The sequence below is a fragment of the Curtobacterium luteum genome (assembly GCF_001475545.1).
GTDB classification, from domain to species: domain Bacteria; phylum Actinomycetota; class Actinomycetes; order Actinomycetales; family Microbacteriaceae; genus Curtobacterium; species Curtobacterium luteum_A.
On sequence record NZ_LDQC01000095.1, the window covers coordinates 13,665 to 30,378 of the forward strand.

Consider the following 16,714-nt stretch of genomic DNA (forward strand, 5'->3'; position numbering starts at 1 on the left):
CCGGCTGTGGAACGCACGCACGGCCGTCGACGGTGTGCAGGAACGGCCTGGAGGCGCGGTGCGGCTCCGTCAGGCCGGGACGCTGCCGAGCGTGGTCACCGGGACGCGAGCCCCGACACGCTCGCGGCCCGCGAGGCCGTCGAGCTCCAGCAGCGCGGCGAACCCGATGGCCTCGTAGCCGGCACGCTCGAGGAGCGTGATCGTCGCGGCCGCGGTGCCGCCGGTCGCGAGGACGTCGTCGACGACGAGCACACGGGTGCCCTGCGGCAACTGCCCGGGGCGCAGCTCGAGCTCGGCCTCGCCGTACTCGAGGGCGTACTGCTCGCTGAGCACCTCGCCCGGGAGCTTGCCGGCCTTGCGGACGGTGAGGACGCCGACCTGGTGCTGCGCGGCGATGCCCCCGGCGAGGGCGAAGCCGCGGGCCTCGATGCCGGCGACGGCCTGGAAGCCCTCCCCCACGGCGAACGGTGCCGCGAGGGCCTCGCACACCCGACCGAACGCCACCGGGTCCGAGAACACGGGTGTGACGTCGCGGAACAGGATCCCGGGCTTCGGGAAGTCCGGCACGATCGCGGTGAGTCGGTCGACGAGGGCAGCTGCGGTTTCGGTCACCGCACAACGGTACGGCAGCGCGAGCACCAGACCGGACGTGGTCCGGATCCGCGGCGCACAACCGAAGTCACCCCGAACCACGGCGACGCGCAGTTCGAGGCGACTCCGGTTGTGCGAACCCGAACGGCCCGAGCGGCCCGACCGGCGCGAGCGGCGCGAGCGGCCCGAGCGGCCCGACGGGCGCGAGCGGTCCGGCGCGAGCACCGGTCCGGCGCGAGCACCGGTCCGGCGCGAGCACCGGTCCGGCGCGGCTCAGCGCCAGAGCTGCATCGCGCCGCTCTGCAGCAGCAGCCGGAGCTCGCTCTCACGCTGTTCGCGCTCGAGCCGCTGCCGGGTCGCGAAGTCGACGGACACGCGGATGCGCGTGGTCCGACGACTCCACAGGATCAGCCAGAGACCGACCCGGAGGGCGATGCGGTCGGGCAGTGAGACCCGACGGCGCACCGCACGGGTATCGGGAGGACGGGTGGTGGTTCTCGTTGACATGGTGGTGGATCCCCTGCTGCATGGTTGCCCGGACGATTTCCGGGCGCGACGGATCGACCCGGGGTGCGGGCCGATGAGAATGACGGGTGAATGCATTCCGGACGTCACGAGGTCAGCGTGGTCGTGACACTCGAAGAATGCGTCGGAATGCGATCAGGAATGCGTACCGATGGGCGGAGCGTCACCGGCCGCCGCCGTCCACGACGCATGCTCCGCGACGCCGCTCCCCGACCACCGACGGTGGCCGCGGACGGACGACGTCACGGGCAGCGGGTGTGAGCCGAGGGGCTCAGCGGCGCTGCGTGCGCAGGAGTGCGGTGGAACGGACGCTCCAGGTCAGCGGACTCGGACAGGGGTGCCGAAGAGCCCGGTGATCCCACGGAACAGCACAGTGCCGGTGTACGGCTGCGTGCGGTGCGTCGTGATGGTGGTGATCATCATGGTCTCGCCCCCTCTCGGTCTCGTGCTGAACGGTGCTCGTGCTGAACGGTGCTCGTGCACACTATCCACACCAGGAATGTCTGCGCAAGCATTTCCACGGATTTCTTCCGGAATTGCTGCCGACAACAGCAGAACGGCCCGGTGTCGTGATGACACCGGGCCGTTCGTGGGAGTGAGCGGGATCAGACCTCGGCGGGCTGCGCCGCGTCGACGCGCAGTGCGCCGTCGACCGCGTCGACGCGCACCGTGTCTCCGCTCCGGACCGCGTCGGAGACCACGAGGGTCGCGATCCGGTCGTCGACCTCGCGCTGGATGAGCCGGCGGAGCGGGCGGGCGCCGTACTCCGGCTCGTAGCCGTGCTCGGCGAGCCAGGCGACGGCCTCGTCGGAGACCGACAGGGTCATGCCCTGACCGAGCAGCCGGAGCGCGGTGTCCTCCAGCAGGAGCGTCACGATCGACGAGATCTGCGACGACGTCAGCTTGCGGAACAGCACGATCTCGTCGATGCGGTTGATGAACTCCGGCCGCATCGCCTCACGCAGCTTGCCCATCACCCTCGCGCGCAGGTCGTCCTCGGCGTAGCCGTCCGCCGCGCCGACGGGCGAGAACCCGAGCGCACCGGAGCGCGACGCGAGGAACTCGGACCCGATGTTCGAGGTCATGATGACGACCGTGTTCCGGAAGTCGACCGTGCGACCCTGCCCGTCGGTCAGCCGGCCGTCGTCGAGTACCTGCAGCAGCAGGTTGAAGACGTCCGGGTGTGCCTTCTCGACCTCGTCGAGCAGGATCACCGAGTACGGGTTGCGACGCACGCGCTCGGTGAGCTGTCCGGCCTCGTCGTAGCCGATGTACCCGGGAGGGGCGCCGACCAACCGCGAGACCGTGTGCCGTTCGCCGAACTCGCTCATGTCGAATCGGAGCATCGCCGACTCGTCACCGAACAGCGATGACGCGAGCGCCTTCGCGAGTTCGGTCTTGCCGACACCGGTCGGTCCGAGGAACAGGAAGCTGCCCACCGGACGCCGGGGGTCGCCCATACCGGTCCGGCTGCGCCGCACCGCACGGGCGATCGCCTGCACGGCGTCGTCCTGTCCGACGACGCGCTCGTGCAACTCCGCCTCCAGGACGGCCAGGCGGGAGCGGTCGCCCTGGCTCAGCCGCGTCGCCGGGATGCCGGTGGCGCGGGACACCACGCTGGCGATGTCGGCCTCCGTGATGAGTCGGTCACCCGGTTCCGGACTGGAGTCACGGCTCGCGCCCGCCTCCGAGGCGGCGGTGATGCGGGCCTCCAGACCGTCGATCTGGTCCCGCAGGCGCGACGCCTCCTCGTAGTGCTCCTCCGCCACCGCAGCGTCCTTGGAGGCGCTGAGCGCGACGACCTCGGCGCGGAGCGTCTCGACGTCCACGTCGCCGGACAGCGCCAGACGACGACGGGCACCGGCCTGGTCGACGAGGTCGATGGCCTTGTCGGGCAGGTGGCGGTCCGTCACGTAGCGGTGCGAGAGTTCGACGGCTGCACGGAGCGCTTCGGGCGTGTAGGTCACGTCGTGGTGCTCCTCGTAGCGCGGCGCGAGGCCGGTGAGGATCGCGACGGCGTCCTCCACGCTCGGCTCCCCCACGGTCACCGGCTGGAAGCGACGCTCGAGCGCGGCGTCCTTCTCGATGCGGCGGTACTCGCTGAGCGTCGTCGCACCCACCATGTGCAGGTCCCCGCGGGCCAGGCGCGGCTTGAGGATGTTGCCGGCGTCCATCGAACCGCCCTCGCCGCCACCGCCGGCGCCGACGAGCGTGTGCAGCTCGTCGACGAACACGATGAGCTCGTCCGCGTGCTCGGCGATCTCGTCCATGGTCTTCGTCAGGCGTTCCTCGAAGTCACCGCGGTACTTGGCTCCGGCGAGCATGCCGGGCAGGTCGACCGCGACGACGCGCTTGCCCTGCAGGAGCACCGGGACGTCCCCGTCGACGATGCGCTGTGCGAGCCCCTCGACGATGGCGGTCTTGCCGACGCCGGGCTCACCGATGAGGACGGGGTTGTTCTTGGTCCGGCGGAGCAGGATCTCGACGGCCTGCTCGATCTCGTCCGCACGGCCGATCACGGGGTCGATCTTCCCGTCGCGGGCGCGGGCCGTGAGGTCCGTGCCGTACTGGTCGAGCGTGGGGGTCGCGCTCTGGTCGGCGGTCTCGGTCGTGGTTCCGGGCATCGGGCTCCCTGCTCGTGCGGCCGCTGCGGCCTCCTGTGCGTACTCCTGCACCACCTGCGGGGTGACGCCGGCGCTCGCGAGGAGCTGCCCGGTCACGGTGTCCTGGTCCATGACGAGCGCGAAGAAGACGTGCTCGGGGTCGGTGTAGGTGCTCCCGAAGCCCTTGGCGGCCTGGGTCGCCTCGAGCAGGATGCGCTGGGCGGTACCGGTCAGGGCCGGTCGGCCCTCGCGCTCCACACCGTTGTGGGACGGAGCAGGCAGGCGCTGCTCGACCTCGTCGGCGAGGCGCTCCGGGTCGGCGCCGGCGTGGCGGACGACCGCGGTGAACGGGTCGGTGCGGACGAGGACGTGCAGCAGGTGCAACGCGTCGATCTCGTGCTGGCCCTGCTCGGTCGCGTACTCCGCGGTCCGCTGGAGCAGCTGGTGGGTGCGACGGCTGAGCAGTCGCGTGATGTCCACCGGTCGACCCAGCGGTACGGAACGCTGGGCACCGGGGTTCTGCGCCGCGAGCAGACGAGCGAGGAACTCGTCGAACGAGTCACTGCCGTTGGTCGGGCCGAACGTCTCTGGCAACGGGACCTCCTGGGAACTTGAGTGCCTTCGACTCAATGCAACGCAGGGGTGAGCGGACCATTCCCGTTCACGGAGAAAAGTTGCGGCGAACTGGCTCAGGTCCGAGCGATGGGCTTCGTGACCGCATCCGTGACCCGGACGAGGTCGGCAGGGGTGAGCTCGATGTCGAAGCCCCGGCGTCCGCCGGACACGAAGATGCTGTCGTACGCCAGGGCCGACTCGTCGAGGACCGTCCGGAGTGCGGTCTTCTGCCCCACGGGGCTGATGCCGCCGACGACGTAGCCGGTGCGCTTCTCGGCGAGGGCCGGATCGGCGAGCGTGGCCTTCTTCCCGCCGACGGCCGCGGCGATCGCCTTGAGGTCGAGTCGGTTCGCCACGGGCACGATCGCCACGGCGAGGGTGCCGTCCACCGAGACCACCAGGGTCTTGAACACCTGCTCCTCGCGGAGCCCGAGGGCGGCGGCCGCTTCTTCCCCGAAGTTCGTGGCGGTCTCGTGGTGCTCGTACACGTGCGGCGTGTACGGCACACCCGCGCGGTCCAGTGCGACCGTCGCGGGGGTGCTCGGCGATGCAGCGGTCATGCCGCGATCATGCCGCCCCGCGGACGCCGGACCGGGGCGGCGCGCGGACGCTACGCTGAACGCACCATGGTCGTCGTCGAGTTCCTGCTGCGCCTCGTCGCCGTGCTCAGCGCGGGGGCACCGGTCGCGACGGGGGCGAGCGACCTGCTCCCCGCGGTCGTCGCCACGGCTCTCGGCGGTGCCGCCGCGGTCGCGCTGGTGGTCCTCACCACGGTCGCCGCTGCGGTCCTCGGCCTCCGACCGCACGACGGCGGGGTCGACCACGCCGCGTGGGCCGTGCTCCGGACGGAGATCGCGTCGTCGCACCCGGACGCGGACGGACACGCGCGACCGAGGGCACCGGGAGTCGTCGCACCGGTCTGACCGCCGTGGTGGTCGGACCGCTCCGCGACCCCTCCACCTCGACCGATCGGACCACCATGGACCTCACCGCCCTGCCCGTCGTCGGCGCGCTGCTGCACGCCGGCGCCGACCTCCTCGCCGCCCTCACCGCGAGCCTCGAACCGTTCGCGGGGTCGTTCTCCGCAGCACTGGCAGTGATCGCCCTCACCCTCGCCGTCCGTGTGCTGCTCGTCCCACTGTCCGTCCTCCAGGTCCGAGCCGAGCGCGATCGACGCCGGCTCGCGCCGCAGCTCGCCGCGCTCCGCCGCCGGTACGGTCGGGACCGCGAGCGCCTGCAGCGCGCCGTCCAGGAGTTGTACGCCTCGGAACGGGTCTCGCCGCTCGCCGGGTGTCTCCCGGTGCTCGCGCAGGCTCCCGTGGTGTCGCTCCTGTACACGCTCTTCACGCACGCATCGATCGGGGGCGTGGCGAACACGCTGCTCGAGGCGACGCTCGTGGGCGTTCCGCTCGCACAGTCGCTCGTGGTCACGGTCACGTCACCGCTCTGGGTGCACGCCTGGGTCGTCCTCGTCCTGCTCGCCGTCCTCGCGGTGGTGGTGGAGGCGAGCCGACGGTCGAACACCCGGTGGAACCCGACGGACCCGGTGGACCAGGACGTCCCCGGCGCCGCGGCCGCTGCGTCGGTCGGACGGATCGCGCCGTTCGTGACGGTCGTGTTCGCGGCGATCGCGCCCCTCGCGGCAGCGCTGTACGTCGTCACGAGTGCCGTGTGGGCCCTCGGTGAGCGCGCGGTCCTCCGGCGCGCGCTGGACCGGACCGCAGGCTAGCCGCCCTGGCCCTCCTGCTGCGGGCCCTGGTCGACGGGGTCGTACTCGGTGCCGCGGCCCTGTTCCTCGTCGGCGGTCGGCACGTGGCGCTCGGTACCGGTCCCGCCCGGGCTCGTCGCGACGTAGTCGGCCTCGCCGGACTGGGTGTCGTGACCGAGTGGCTCGAGGGTCTCGTCGGCGGCCGGTCGGGGATGGTCGTTCGCGGGGGTGGTCATCCTCCCTGGGTACTCCTCGCGCACTGGGTGAACACGGTCGACCTCCGAGTGCGAACATGGGGCGGGCAGCAGGGACCCGGAACGGGAGCACGGCATGGCCGACGACGACCTGGCGACGGAGCGAGCGCGACTCGAAGCCGTGGCGTGGGGTGCCGACTCGACGCCGATGGAGGCCGCGCGCGCCCGCATCGCGCTCGAGGACCTCACGGCGGGGCCGCGGCCACGTCGGCCGTCGTCCGCCGAAGCGCACGCGGAGCGCGAGGCCCGGCAGATCCCCGGATCGGGAACGACCGGCGGGCACAGCGCCCCCGACATCCCGACCGCTCGAGCCGCTGCCGTCGTTCCCGTCGGCGACGCGCGCGCGGACGACCGACGTGACGACCCCGGCCCCGCGCCGGTCGCTGCCGCAGCGGTCGACTCGGCACCCGGAGCGGCTGGTTCCGGGGTCACGAGGATGCCGCCGACCGATTCCCCGACCGGCCCCGGTGACGGCGCGACGGCGGGTGCCGGAGGTGGGGCGGGCCTCCAGGCCGGGTGGCGCCGACGTGCTCACGACCTGCTGTGGACCCGTCGACCCCGCGTGTGGATCGCGCTCGGCGCGGCCGCCGCCGTCGGGGTGGCGTTCGCGGCCGGCACGGTCGTCGGGACGGCGCAGCCGTCGATGCCCGCGGCACCGAGCATCACACCGACGGCGGGCACGGTGACGCTGGAGCAGTTGCTCGACGTGCCGCAGACCTACGCGGACCAGCTCCCGGGGCCCGTCGACGCTCCGGTGAGCCTGCACAGCACCCGGCTGATCTTCACGAACCGGGCGCTCGACGGCGGCGACCTGGAGACGCCGTGGAACGTCTGGGCGGGGGTCGGCACCGACCGGTCGACCATCTGCCTCGTGGCCACCGCCGACCGGATCGAGTCGTCGACTGCGTGCTACCCCCGAGAGGACGCGCTGCACGGGTCGGTGTCGCTGTCCGCGCAGTCGAGGAGCGGGACGCTGACCCTCTGGCTGCGCGGCGGCGGGGTGCAGGGCACGGTCACCGACACGTACTGAGCGACGCGCGCTAGGCGGTCGGCTCGCCGGTGCGGTGGGTGCGGACCGTGCCGGTGACGACGGCGACCGACCCCGTGAGGGTCTGGATCGCCCGGCTGATCGTCGGGACCGACGTCGTGACCACGGCGAGCGACGACGTGATCGCCTCGATCGAGGAGGTGGACAGGTGCTCCTGCGCGCGCGAGTGCACCGGGAAGCCCCTGCGCGCCGCGACGACGACGCCGAGGGACGCGAGCAGGACCGCGCCGCCGGCGAGCGGCATCCACTGCAGGCCGACCACGCCGAGGGCCTGCCCGCCGAGCGCCGCTCCCCCGGCGATGCCGATGTTCGACGCGCCGTTGACGAGCGCGCCGGCGATGTCCGGCGACACACCACCGGTCCGGATCGCGGCGGCCATGAACAGCGTGCCGGTCGTGCCGTTCGCCGCCATCCAGACACCGGCGACCGCCATGGTGCCGACGAGCGAGCCGTGCACGAACGGCAGCACGGCGAACGCGGCCGCCATCACCGCGACGGCGACGATGAGGGTCTGGCGCGGTGCCCGGTCGACGAAGAGCCCCGCGATCCAGAGCCCGACGACCCCGGTGGCGCCGAGGACGAGCAGGGCGCCGGAGACGAGGTGCGCGTCGAGCCCGGCGTCGATCGCGTACGGGCCGATGTACGTGTAGACGACGTAGTGCCCCGCGAACAGCAGCAGGTCGGCGACGACGACCGAGAGCAGCCCGGTGCGCGCCCACGCACGTGGCGAGCCGATGTGCGGGGACGACGCGCCGCGGACGGCCGGGAGGAACGCGAGCGCGACGCCCGCGAGCACGGCCGAAGCCACCGCGACCGAACCGACGGCCGGACGCCACCCGATGGTCTGCGCGACCCACGTGGCGATCGGCACACCGAGCACGAAGCCGAGCGAGCTGCCCGAGTAGACGAACGCGATCGCGCGGCCCGCGAGTCGCGGTGGCACGATGCGGGTGGCGTACGCCGACGCCACCGAGAAGAACAGCGCGTGGGCGACGCCACCAACGACCCTGCCGGCGCACACCACGGCGAACGAGGGCGCGAGCGCCACCATGAGGTTCGACACCGCGTAGCCGACGAGGGTCGCGACGAGCACGGTCTTCCGGGGCAGCCGCGCGGTGAAGGACGTCAGCGGCAGCGCGAGCAGGGCGACGGCTGCGGCGTAGACGGTGACGACCACGCCCATGGTCGACTCGGAGACACCGAGGTCGCGGCTCATGGTGCCGAGCAGCCCGACCGGCATGAGCTCGGTGGTGATCGCGAAGAACGTCGCGAGTCCGAGGACGGCGATGCCGACGATCGAGCCCGTCGTGACGGTGATCGGCCGCGTGTGCGCGGGCACGGCCGAGGTTCGGGTGGTGGCGGTTGTCACGGGGCTGACCTCCTCGCTGGGGACGTCCGAGCGCACGGCGACGACGTCGGGGACGACGAGGAGCTGCGCGCTCGAGCTGTGGACGATGTGGTGGGTACGACTCCACGGCGAGTGCGCCTCTCCAGTGTTGCACGGCGTTCGGACGTGCGCGAGGGGGCTACCGCTGAGAACTTCCTCGGAGCGCTCCAACGGCGCCGGTCCGGGAAATGTTCCCGGGACGACGAACGGGGTGGGACCGATCGGCCCCACCCCGTTGTGCAACAGGTGTCAGTCGCGCAGGTGCGTCCGGCGACGGTGCCGCACGGAGCGGTACGTCAGCAGGCCCGCGCCGAGCAGCACGAGCACGCCGGCGGCTACGAGCCCCGGGCCGAGGTCCGCGCCCGTGTAGGCGAGGGCGCCCGTCGTCGGACCGGAGCCCGTGGCGGCGACCGGCGCGGTCGTCGGGGCCGCGCTCGCCGTGGGTGTCACGGTCGGCGTGGGGCTCGGGGTTGCGGCGGCGGCGACGACGAGGTCGTCGACGGTCACCACGTCGCCCGAGTCCGTCCCCGAGGTGAAGTCCACGGTGACGGTGCTGCCGGAGACGGAGACCGTGTAGGCCGTCGAGGGGTTGAGCCCCTCGAGCGTGTACCGGCCGTCCGAGCCGGTCGTCGCGATCACCGGGCCGCCGGAGTCGGCCTCGTCGGGTGTCGCCGTCACGGTGCGACCGGCGACCGGTGCGTCGTCCGTGTCGACGACGCGGCCGGTCGCGCTGGTGGTGACCACGAGCTCGACGGGAGGCACGACCGTCAGCTCGTTCGCTGCTCCTGTCTGCACCACGACCGGGTCTCGTCCGTCGACCGACACCTGGACCGATCCGTCCGGTGTGAACCCGGACCCCGAGTAGAACCCGGCTTCGTTCGTGGTCGTCTCGATCGTCGCGGCCGGATTGTCCGGATCGGTGATCGTGACGGGCACGTTGACTGCCGGTTCGCCGTCGTCGGTCACGGTACCGGCGACCGAGGTCGTGTCCGGCGGTGATGCGAAGGCGAAGGGGACGACCTGGTCCGCACCCCCGGCGACGGTGTTCAGCGATGCCGTGGCGGTGGGGCTCCCGGTCGCGCCCGGCGGGGCCGTGATCGCCACCGTGTACCCGCCGATGACCGGGAGTTCCGGGAACGAGTACGTGCCGTCGGCCGTGGTCGTCGTCGTGTACACCGTGCCACGCGGAGCGGTGACCGTGACCGTCGCACCGGGGATCGGCGTGCCGTCGAGTGTCGCGGTGCCGGTGATCGCCGCGGTGCGGTTCGCGAACCAGGTCTGGTAGACGGGGAACCCGCTGCGACGCTCGAACGTGAGCGTGAGGCTGGTGAGCGGCACGGTGGGCGTGAACCACGCGGTGGCCCCCGAGGTGTCGACGGAGCCCGCGTTGCCGGTGAGGGTCAGCGTCGCCGCGTCCCAGGAGGGGACGTCCCGTCCAGTGGTGCCGTCCGGATCAGCCGGACAGGACCACCCGCCGGGCGACGCCGCCGAACAGGAGTTGTACACGCTCTGGAAGCCGAGGTCCGCCGCGGTCGCGGCGCCCCCGGACTGCCTCGTCGCCGCGATGGTCACCCGGTCGGCATCGACGTCACCCAGCACGAACGACCAGCTCCCGGCCGGGGTCGCGTCGGCGAAGGTGTACGTCGTGACCGAGGGCTGCCCAGCCGCGTCTGCGAGCGGCCGCTGGTTCAGGTAGGTGTTGCCGCGGCTCGAGCCGTAAGCGGCGCCCGGGCCGGTGTTCGGCCCCTGCCAGGTCGAGTTCCCGCTGACGACGGTCGACTGCCGCGAGTTCGAGGTGAAGGTGGTCTCCGGGAAGCCCGCCATGCTGACGGTGCCCGTGTAGGCCTTGCTCTGGCCGGCGAGGGTGAACGTCCCCCAGTGCCCGGCCGGATCGGCGGAGGCCGACGACGCGCCGACGAGCGCGAGTCCCCCTCCGAGTGCGAGGGCGGTCAGTGCCGCCGTGACGGTGCGTAGCCGCATCGTGCTCCCCTGCTCGTGCTGACCTGGTCCCTGCGCCAGACGCCGCTGTCTCGACGTTCGCTCAGGCTATCCAGGGAGCGCGGAATCGGTCCAGACCGCAATCGGCCCGTTACGTGAGACGGACTTCCCGGACCAGGGCGTCGAGGGCCGAGAGCTGTCCGAGGACGAGCAGGTCCCGTGCCTCGTCGACGGGCATCCACCGCGCGGCGTCGACCTCGGGCACCTCCACGAACCGACCGGAGCCGCGTGGGAGCTCGAGCCGCACGGTGTTGCTCACGACCTCGGCGACCTCGAAGCGCGGCGCGTGCAGGGCGAACACCCGCACCACCTTGGCGGACTGCCGGTGCTCCCCCAGGTCGACGACGTCACCGTCGGGAGCGGCGGTCCCGATCTCCTCGGCGAACTCCCGCCTGGCCGTCCCGAGCGGGTCCTCGCCCGACTCCACCTCGCCCTTCGGGATCGACCACGACCGCGGGCGGCGCTGCCAGAACGGTCCGCCCATGTGCGCGACGAAGACCTCCGGGCCACTCGGTCCGGCACGGTGGAGGAGGAGTCCGGCGCTCGTTCGCACGTCCCGAGGCTACGCAGCGCACGCGGCACCCGTCTCGGCGCGGTCTCCGTCACCCGTCGGTCCGGACTGGAGGCGCGGTGCGGGTCCGCCACGTCCGGCGCGGCACGGCGCAGGACCCGTGACCGCGCCGGACCTCGGAGGGACCGCAGGGAGCGCGCAGCCGGCGCTGCGCGCACGGGAGTACGCTGCGCGGCCAAGGAGCGCCGACAGACGCCCCGACACCGGCACGAGGAGGTCGATCGGGATGGACGGACGGTGGTCGACGGTGACGTTGGCAGCGGACGCGGCGAAGCCCCACGAGCAGGCGCTCCGGTGGGTCGCCGGCAGGTCGGGGACCGGCATCGAACGGGTCCGGGTGATCGGCGTGGACCCGGCGCAGGAGGGCCGGGTGGGCCCCGACGGGAAGCGTGTCGCGGACGCGCTCGCCGACGCCGCACGTGCAGCACTGCCCGGCGTCGAGGTCGTGGTCGACCGGCATGCGGGGCCCTTCGTCAACGCCCTCGTGACGGCGTCCGGCGAAGGTGACCTCCTGGTGGTCGGGTCCTGGCGAAGCCGTCGCGGAACGACGATCGGGTCCGGGCCGGCACGCGTCGCGGAGCGCGCTCCCGTGCCGACCATCGTGGTGCCGGACGGGCCGCACCCGATCGACGGCGACGTCGTCCTCGCGGTCGACGAGCCGCTCGACGAACGGGCGCTCGCGATCGCCGTCGACGAGGCGGAGCGGCGGCACCGGCGGCTGACGGTGCTCCGGGCGTGGGAGATGCCCGTCCTCACCCGGACCGGCCTCACCGACTTCGCGGAGGACCCGATGCGATGGCGGGCACGGAACGCCGAGCTGCTCGACCGCGTGACGGCCGAGTTGCGGCAGCGGTTGCCGCACCTGCGGATCCACCCGCTGCTGGTGGAGGGGCACCCCGGTCACGCGATCGCGCTGCACTCGCGCACGGCGTCGCTCGTCGTGCTCGGGCAGGGCCACGTGCACGCCCTGTCGGGGTCGGTCCTGCACGACGTGCTCCGGGAGGCGGTGTCGCCGGTGTGCGTCGTCCCACCGACCGCGCACGACGCCGTCGAGGCACGTGCAGCGACGGCGTGACGCAGCACGGGCGGTGGGTCAGCCGGCGAGGTCCCGCACGGCCGACGCCACCCGGTCGGTGAGGTAGGCGACCCCGCGCTCGTTCGGGTGCAGCGCGCCGGGCTCGAGGTCGATGCGCTGCAGGTTGCTCGTGCCGTCGAGCGACACGCCTGCGACGTACGGCCGCTTCGTCGCGCACGCGGACCGTGCCTGCGTGTCCGCGAACACGTCGACGAACCGGACCCCAGCGGCACGGGCGGCGTCGGCGGACACGTCGTCGAGCTGCTCCTGCACGCCGTGGAGGTACACGACGTCGGTGTCGGTGAACGGGTACGTGTCGGTCGGGAAGGAGCCCGCGAGGGTCCCGAGGTCGACCGCTGCGCGGAAGCAGCCCTTCGCCGGCGTGTGCTCGGCGTCGGGGAAGATCGCCGGGTAGCCGAGGAACACGACGACCGCGTTCGGTGCCGCCTCCTCCACGCGGGCGAGCGTGTCCGCGACGCCGAGCGCGACCCGGGAAGCGATCCTCGTGCCGAGCTGGTCCTCGCCGTCCCGGACGAGGGTGCTCTCGCAGGACGGGGCGTCGCGGCCGGAGAACACGGGTCCCTTCGCGCTGAGCGCCAGGCACGACGCGGCGGTGCCGAAGAGGTCGGCGTCGTTGCCGCCGATCGTCAGCGTGACGAGCCGCGTCGAGGCGGACAGCGCACGGATCTGCGGCGGGACCCCCTTGAACTGGAAACCCGAGGTGACGTCGTCGCTCGTGGCTCCGGCGCACGTGACGTCGGTGAGCTGCAGTCCGAAGCGCTGTGCGATCCGGTGCGGGTAGTCGCGGGCGGACTGCCCGCAGGCGTTCGTCGGCAGGTGACTCGGGTCGTCGAGTCCGTACCCGGCCGAGTACGAGTCACCGAGCGCCACGTACTCGCTGCCGGGCGGGACGTCGGCGAGCCGCTCGGGCGGATCCGACGACACCGGGAACGGCTGGGGCTGCGGCCAGGACGGCGCTGCCGCGGCGGTCGACGGCCCCGGGGCACCCGGCACCACGGCGGTCGTCACGAGGACGGAGACCGCGGCGACCAGGGCCAGGACGGCGACGGAAGCCGGGCGGACCGAGCGGGACAGGGTGACCTCCGGCGGACGGGTGGAGTGGACGGGCGGACCGCCCAGGCTAGCCGCTCGACCTCGGCGTCACCCGCAGCGTGCCCCTCAGCGCCGCCCGAGTCGTCGCTCGCCGTTGCTGCCGGTCTGGTAGGTCAGCCCGTAGTGCTCGTACAGGCCCGGCTCGATGGCGGAGTCGAGCTCCCCGTCGGTGGCGATCGACGGTGCATCCTTGACGAGCTTCTTCGGGAACGCGACGACGAGGTGCTTCGGGGCGACGAGCGCACCGGTGAGCGGCACGAAGACGAGCTTCTGGAACCCGACGAGTCCCGTCGTCACCGCGCCGAACGCCGGGTCGGAGGTCGCGGTGTCGTAGTAGATGCTCTCGAGCGTCCCGATCTTCTCCTCGGACTGGTCCACGACCGGCAGGCCGATCCAGTCCCGGATGTTCGCAGCTTCGAACACGGTCGTTCCCTCCCGGCGGCCGGACCCTCCGGCTGCCCGCCCCCGAACCTACTGACGGACGGCTGAACCCGACCGCCCCGGCACGACCCCGAGTCCGTCCACCGCCGCGAGCACGTCGTCGGGCCCCACGGCCAGCAGCGCCGGGTCCGGTTCCTCGGAGAACACGTCGCCACGTCGCTGCGCCGCGTCGGTGAGGACGACGTGCGGCCCCGACGCGGGCGGACCCCACGCCTCGGGCGGTGCCGGTCCGAACAGGACGACCGACGGCACGCCGTAGGCGGAGGCGAGGTGCGCCGCGCCCGTGTCGACAGTGACGACCACCGCCGCTTCGGCGACGACCGCGGCGAACGGCTGCAGGTCGAGGACCCCCGCGAGGACCGCCCCCGGCGGCAGGCCGGCCGCGTCCGCGACCGCCCGGGCGCGGACGACGTCGTCCGCGCCTCCCGTCAGGACCACGTCGTGACCGCGCGCACGCAGTCCGCGCACCACCTCGGCGAAGCGGTCGGTCGGCCAGTGCCGCGCGCCGTGGAAGGCACCCACGTGCACGACCGCAGCCCCGGGCACGACCGACGGCGTGGCGGGACGGTCGATCGCGGCCTCGTTCGGGTCGGCGGGGATGCCGTGCCAGCTGAGGAGGCGCGCCCAGCGCTCACGTTCGTTGATGCCCTCCGGCCACTCCGGTCCGTCGTGTCCGCGGTCGGGGTCCCGGTGGCCGATCACCCGTCCCGGGCGGAGGGCCTCGAGGAGGTCGTTCGACTCCGGGCCGACCCCGTGCAGGTTCACCGCGACGTCGACGGAGCCGGTCGGCGCGGCGATGGGGTGGTCGAGGCCGTGCTGGGCGAGGTGCACGTCGACCGCCGGGACGAGCTCGACGACGGGGGCGAGCCAGGCCGTCGTCGCGAGCGTGATCCGGTGACCGGGGAACGCACGGCGCAACGCGGTCAGCGCGGGGACGGCCACGAGCAGGTCCCCGAGCTTGATGGCGCGGAGCACGAGGAGCTCCGGGCGGCCGTCGGACGGGGGCATGGTCGGCAGGGCGGTCACGGTCGCGAACGGTAGGCGGACGTCCCTGCGGGCACGGTCAGCACCGCGCGGAACGGCTCTTCCTGGGCCGGTGCGGGGTACCCGGCCGGTACTGCTCGGTGCATGGCCCTCGCTCCGGACCGCCCCGTCGGCGGCATCCTCTTCGATCGTGACGACACGCTCGTCGTCGACGTGCCCTACAACGCTGACCCGCACCTGGTCGTCCCGGTGCCGGGTGCGCACCGGGCGGTCGAGCGAGTCCGTGCGGCGGGCCTGCGGACCGGGGTCGTCACGAACCAGTCGGTCATCGCGAAGGGCATGGCCACCAGGGAGGAGGTCGACGCGACGAACGCGCGGGTCGACGAGCTGGTCGGACCGTTCGACGTGTGGTGCGTCTGCCCGCACGACGCCGACGACGGCTGCGACTGCCGGAAGCCCCGGCCCGGCATGGTCCTGCATGCCGCCGAGGTCCTCGGGATACCAGCCGCCGGACTCGTGGTGATCGGTGACATCGGCGCCGACGTCGAGGCCGCCCGGGCAGCCGGGGCGCAGGGCATCCTCGTCCCGACCGCACGGACGCGACAAGCCGAGGTCGACGCAGCGGACACCGTCGCCGCGACCCTCGACGATGCGGTGACGCTCGTCCTCGCACAGCGTCCGACGCCGGTCGCGTGAGCGGGACCGGCGGTCCGCGCGTCCTCGTCGCGCGCCTCGACTCCTTCGGTGACGTCCTGGTCGCCGGTCCCGCCGTGCGAGCGGTCGCCGCCGGGGCCTCGCACGTCACGCTCCTCTGCGGCCCCCAGGGCGCACCCGCGGGGCGGCTGCTCCCCGGCGTCGACAGCCTCCGGACGTGGGCTGCGCCGTGGGTGACCGAGACGGCCCGACCGATCGACGACGCGGTCGTCGACGAGTTCCGTGCGCTGGTCGCCGAGGAACGCCCGGACGAGGCCGTCGTCCTGACGTCCTTCCACCAGTCCCCGCTCCCGCTGGCGCTGCTGCTCCGGCTCGCCGGTGTCCGGCGGGTGAGCGGCGCGTCGGTCGACCACCCGGGGTCGCTCCTCGACGTGCGGCTCCGACCGGGCGAGGACCTGCCCGAGGAGCTGCCCGAGCCCGAGCGCGCGCTGCGGATCGCCGAGGCCGCGGGCTTCGCGCTCCCCGACGACGATGCCGGGAGGCTCGCGGTGCGCCTCGACGCCGACCCGCCCCCGGCCGTGTCCGGTCTGGTCAGGTACGTGGTCGTCCACCCGGGCGCGAGCGTCCCGGCCCGAGCGTGGCCGGCCGAGCAGCACCGAGCGCTCGTCGCCGCCTACGCCGCAGCCGGGGTCCCCGTGGTGGTCACCGGGTCCCCCGGTGAGCGAGCACTGACGGCCGAGGTCGCGGGGAACACCGGGATCGACCTCGGCGGAGCGACGACCCCTGCGCAGCTCGCGGCGGTGCTCGCGGGCGCGGAGGTGGTCGTCGTCGGCAACACCGGCCCGGCGCACCTCGCGGCCGCCGTCGGCGCACCGATCGTCAGCCTCTTCTCCCCCGTCGTGCCGGCCGTGAAGTGGGCGCCGTACGCGCCGCTCGTCGAACTGCTCGGCGACCAGGCGGCGCCGTGCCGTCTCAGCCGGGCCCGCGCGTGCCCGGTCCCCGGCCACCCCTGCCTGTCCCGTGTGTCCGTCCAGGATGTGCTGGATGCGCACCGCCGGCTGCTGGACCGCGCTTCGCGGATCACCGAGCGCCTTCCTGCGACGTAGCGGGGCGGGCGCTGCGTAGCGTGCGCCACTGCTTCTCCTTC

Annotated in this window: 17 protein-coding genes; 6 read left to right on the forward strand and 11 right to left on the reverse strand. The window is 73.2% G+C overall.

The window, feature by feature from the left end:
* Window positions 1-69 precede the first annotated feature (69 nt).
* From NS184_RS14800 to ybaK, 4 genes are all read right to left on the reverse strand, one after another.
* The gene (locus NS184_RS14800; RefSeq protein WP_058726891.1) at window positions 70-612 is read right to left on the reverse strand and encodes an adenine phosphoribosyltransferase; all 543 of its coding nucleotides are present in this window, start codon (window positions 610-612) and stop codon (window positions 70-72) included.
* 252 nt (window positions 613-864) lie between these two features.
* Window positions 865-1,098, reverse strand: a complete 234-nt coding sequence (locus NS184_RS14805; RefSeq protein WP_152998245.1) for a hypothetical protein — start codon at window positions 1,096-1,098, stop codon at window positions 865-867.
* A 623-nt stretch (window positions 1,099-1,721) separates the two neighbouring features.
* Window positions 1,722-4,313, reverse strand: coding sequence for an ATP-dependent Clp protease ATP-binding subunit (locus tag NS184_RS14810; RefSeq protein WP_058726865.1), 2,592 nt, complete (start codon window positions 4,311-4,313; stop codon window positions 1,722-1,724).
* Between the two features lie 95 nt (window positions 4,314-4,408).
* Window positions 4,409-4,894 (reverse strand): Cys-tRNA(Pro) deacylase, encoded by a 486-nt coding sequence (gene ybaK / locus NS184_RS14815; protein WP_058726866.1) that lies wholly within the window; start codon window positions 4,892-4,894, stop codon window positions 4,409-4,411.
* A gap of 66 nt (window positions 4,895-4,960) precedes the next feature.
* On the opposite strand from ybaK, the gene NS184_RS14820 reads away from it, so the two are divergent.
* Both NS184_RS14820 and yidC read left to right on the forward strand, forming a co-directional pair.
* Window positions 4,961-5,257, forward strand: coding sequence for a DUF6412 domain-containing protein (locus NS184_RS14820; RefSeq protein WP_058726867.1), 297 nt, complete (start codon window positions 4,961-4,963; stop codon window positions 5,255-5,257).
* A 56-nt stretch (window positions 5,258-5,313) separates the two neighbouring features.
* On the forward strand, window positions 5,314-6,063 hold the full coding sequence (gene yidC, locus NS184_RS14825; RefSeq protein ID WP_058726892.1) for a membrane protein insertase YidC: 750 nt from the start codon (window positions 5,314-5,316) through the stop codon (window positions 6,061-6,063).
* Here yidC and NS184_RS14830 read toward each other — a convergent pair.
* Entirely contained in the window at window positions 6,060-6,278 is a 219-nt protein-coding gene (locus NS184_RS14830; RefSeq protein WP_058726868.1) for a hypothetical protein, read from the reverse strand. The genes yidC and NS184_RS14830 overlap by 4 nt on opposite strands.
* A gap of 94 nt (window positions 6,279-6,372) precedes the next feature.
* Between NS184_RS14830 and NS184_RS17990 the strand changes: the two genes are divergently transcribed.
* A complete protein-coding gene (locus NS184_RS17990; RefSeq protein ID WP_058726869.1) occupies window positions 6,373-7,326 on the forward strand; it encodes a hypothetical protein in 954 nt (317 codons plus the stop codon).
* 10 nt (window positions 7,327-7,336) lie between these two features.
* On the opposite strand, the gene NS184_RS14840 is transcribed toward NS184_RS17990, so the two are convergent.
* The 3 genes from NS184_RS14840 to NS184_RS14850 all read right to left on the reverse strand — a co-directional run bounded on the left by NS184_RS14840 (window position 7,337) and on the right by NS184_RS14850 (window position 11,282).
* Window positions 7,337-8,713, reverse strand: coding sequence for an MFS transporter (locus NS184_RS14840; RefSeq protein WP_152998246.1), 1,377 nt, complete (start codon window positions 8,711-8,713; stop codon window positions 7,337-7,339).
* Window positions 8,714-8,980: 267 nt separating this feature from the next.
* Window positions 8,981-10,711, reverse strand: coding sequence for a carboxypeptidase-like regulatory domain-containing protein (locus NS184_RS14845; RefSeq protein WP_058726871.1), 1,731 nt, complete (start codon window positions 10,709-10,711; stop codon window positions 8,981-8,983).
* Between the two features lie 109 nt (window positions 10,712-10,820).
* Complete coding sequence (locus NS184_RS14850; protein WP_058726872.1) at window positions 10,821-11,282, reverse strand: NUDIX domain-containing protein; 462 nt, start codon at window positions 11,280-11,282, stop codon at window positions 10,821-10,823.
* 265 nt (window positions 11,283-11,547) lie between these two features.
* Here NS184_RS14850 and NS184_RS14855 point away from each other — a divergent pair, with 265 nt between their 5' ends.
* Window positions 11,548-12,375, forward strand: coding sequence for a universal stress protein (locus NS184_RS14855; RefSeq protein WP_193750488.1), 828 nt, complete (start codon window positions 11,548-11,550; stop codon window positions 12,373-12,375).
* 18 nt (window positions 12,376-12,393) lie between these two features.
* On the opposite strand, the gene NS184_RS14860 is transcribed toward NS184_RS14855, so the two are convergent.
* The 3 genes from NS184_RS14860 to NS184_RS14870 all read right to left on the reverse strand — a co-directional run bounded on the left by NS184_RS14860 (window position 12,394) and on the right by NS184_RS14870 (window position 14,955).
* Window positions 12,394-13,404, reverse strand: a complete 1,011-nt coding sequence (locus NS184_RS14860; RefSeq protein WP_058726874.1) for an SGNH/GDSL hydrolase family protein — start codon at window positions 13,402-13,404, stop codon at window positions 12,394-12,396.
* Between the two features lie 150 nt (window positions 13,405-13,554).
* Window positions 13,555-13,911 (reverse strand): PRC-barrel domain-containing protein, encoded by a 357-nt coding sequence (locus NS184_RS14865; RefSeq protein WP_058726875.1) that lies wholly within the window; start codon window positions 13,909-13,911, stop codon window positions 13,555-13,557.
* Between the two features lie 48 nt (window positions 13,912-13,959).
* Window positions 13,960-14,955 carry a glycosyltransferase family 9 protein gene (locus NS184_RS14870; RefSeq protein ID WP_083513746.1) on the reverse strand — a complete coding sequence of 332 codons (996 nt, stop codon included), beginning with the start codon at window positions 14,953-14,955 and terminating at the stop codon, window positions 13,960-13,962.
* Window positions 14,956-15,057: 102 nt separating this feature from the next.
* On the opposite strand from NS184_RS14870, the gene NS184_RS14875 reads away from it, so the two are divergent.
* Both NS184_RS14875 and NS184_RS14880 read left to right on the forward strand, forming a co-directional pair.
* Entirely contained in the window at window positions 15,058-15,609 is a 552-nt protein-coding gene (locus NS184_RS14875) for a D-glycero-alpha-D-manno-heptose-1,7-bisphosphate 7-phosphatase (RefSeq protein WP_058726876.1), read from the forward strand.
* Window positions 15,606-16,673, forward strand: coding sequence for a glycosyltransferase family 9 protein (locus tag NS184_RS14880; protein ID WP_058726877.1), 1,068 nt, complete (start codon window positions 15,606-15,608; stop codon window positions 16,671-16,673). Before NS184_RS14875 ends, NS184_RS14880 begins: the two co-directional genes overlap by 4 nt.
* The last annotated feature ends 41 nt before the right edge of the window (window positions 16,674-16,714 follow it).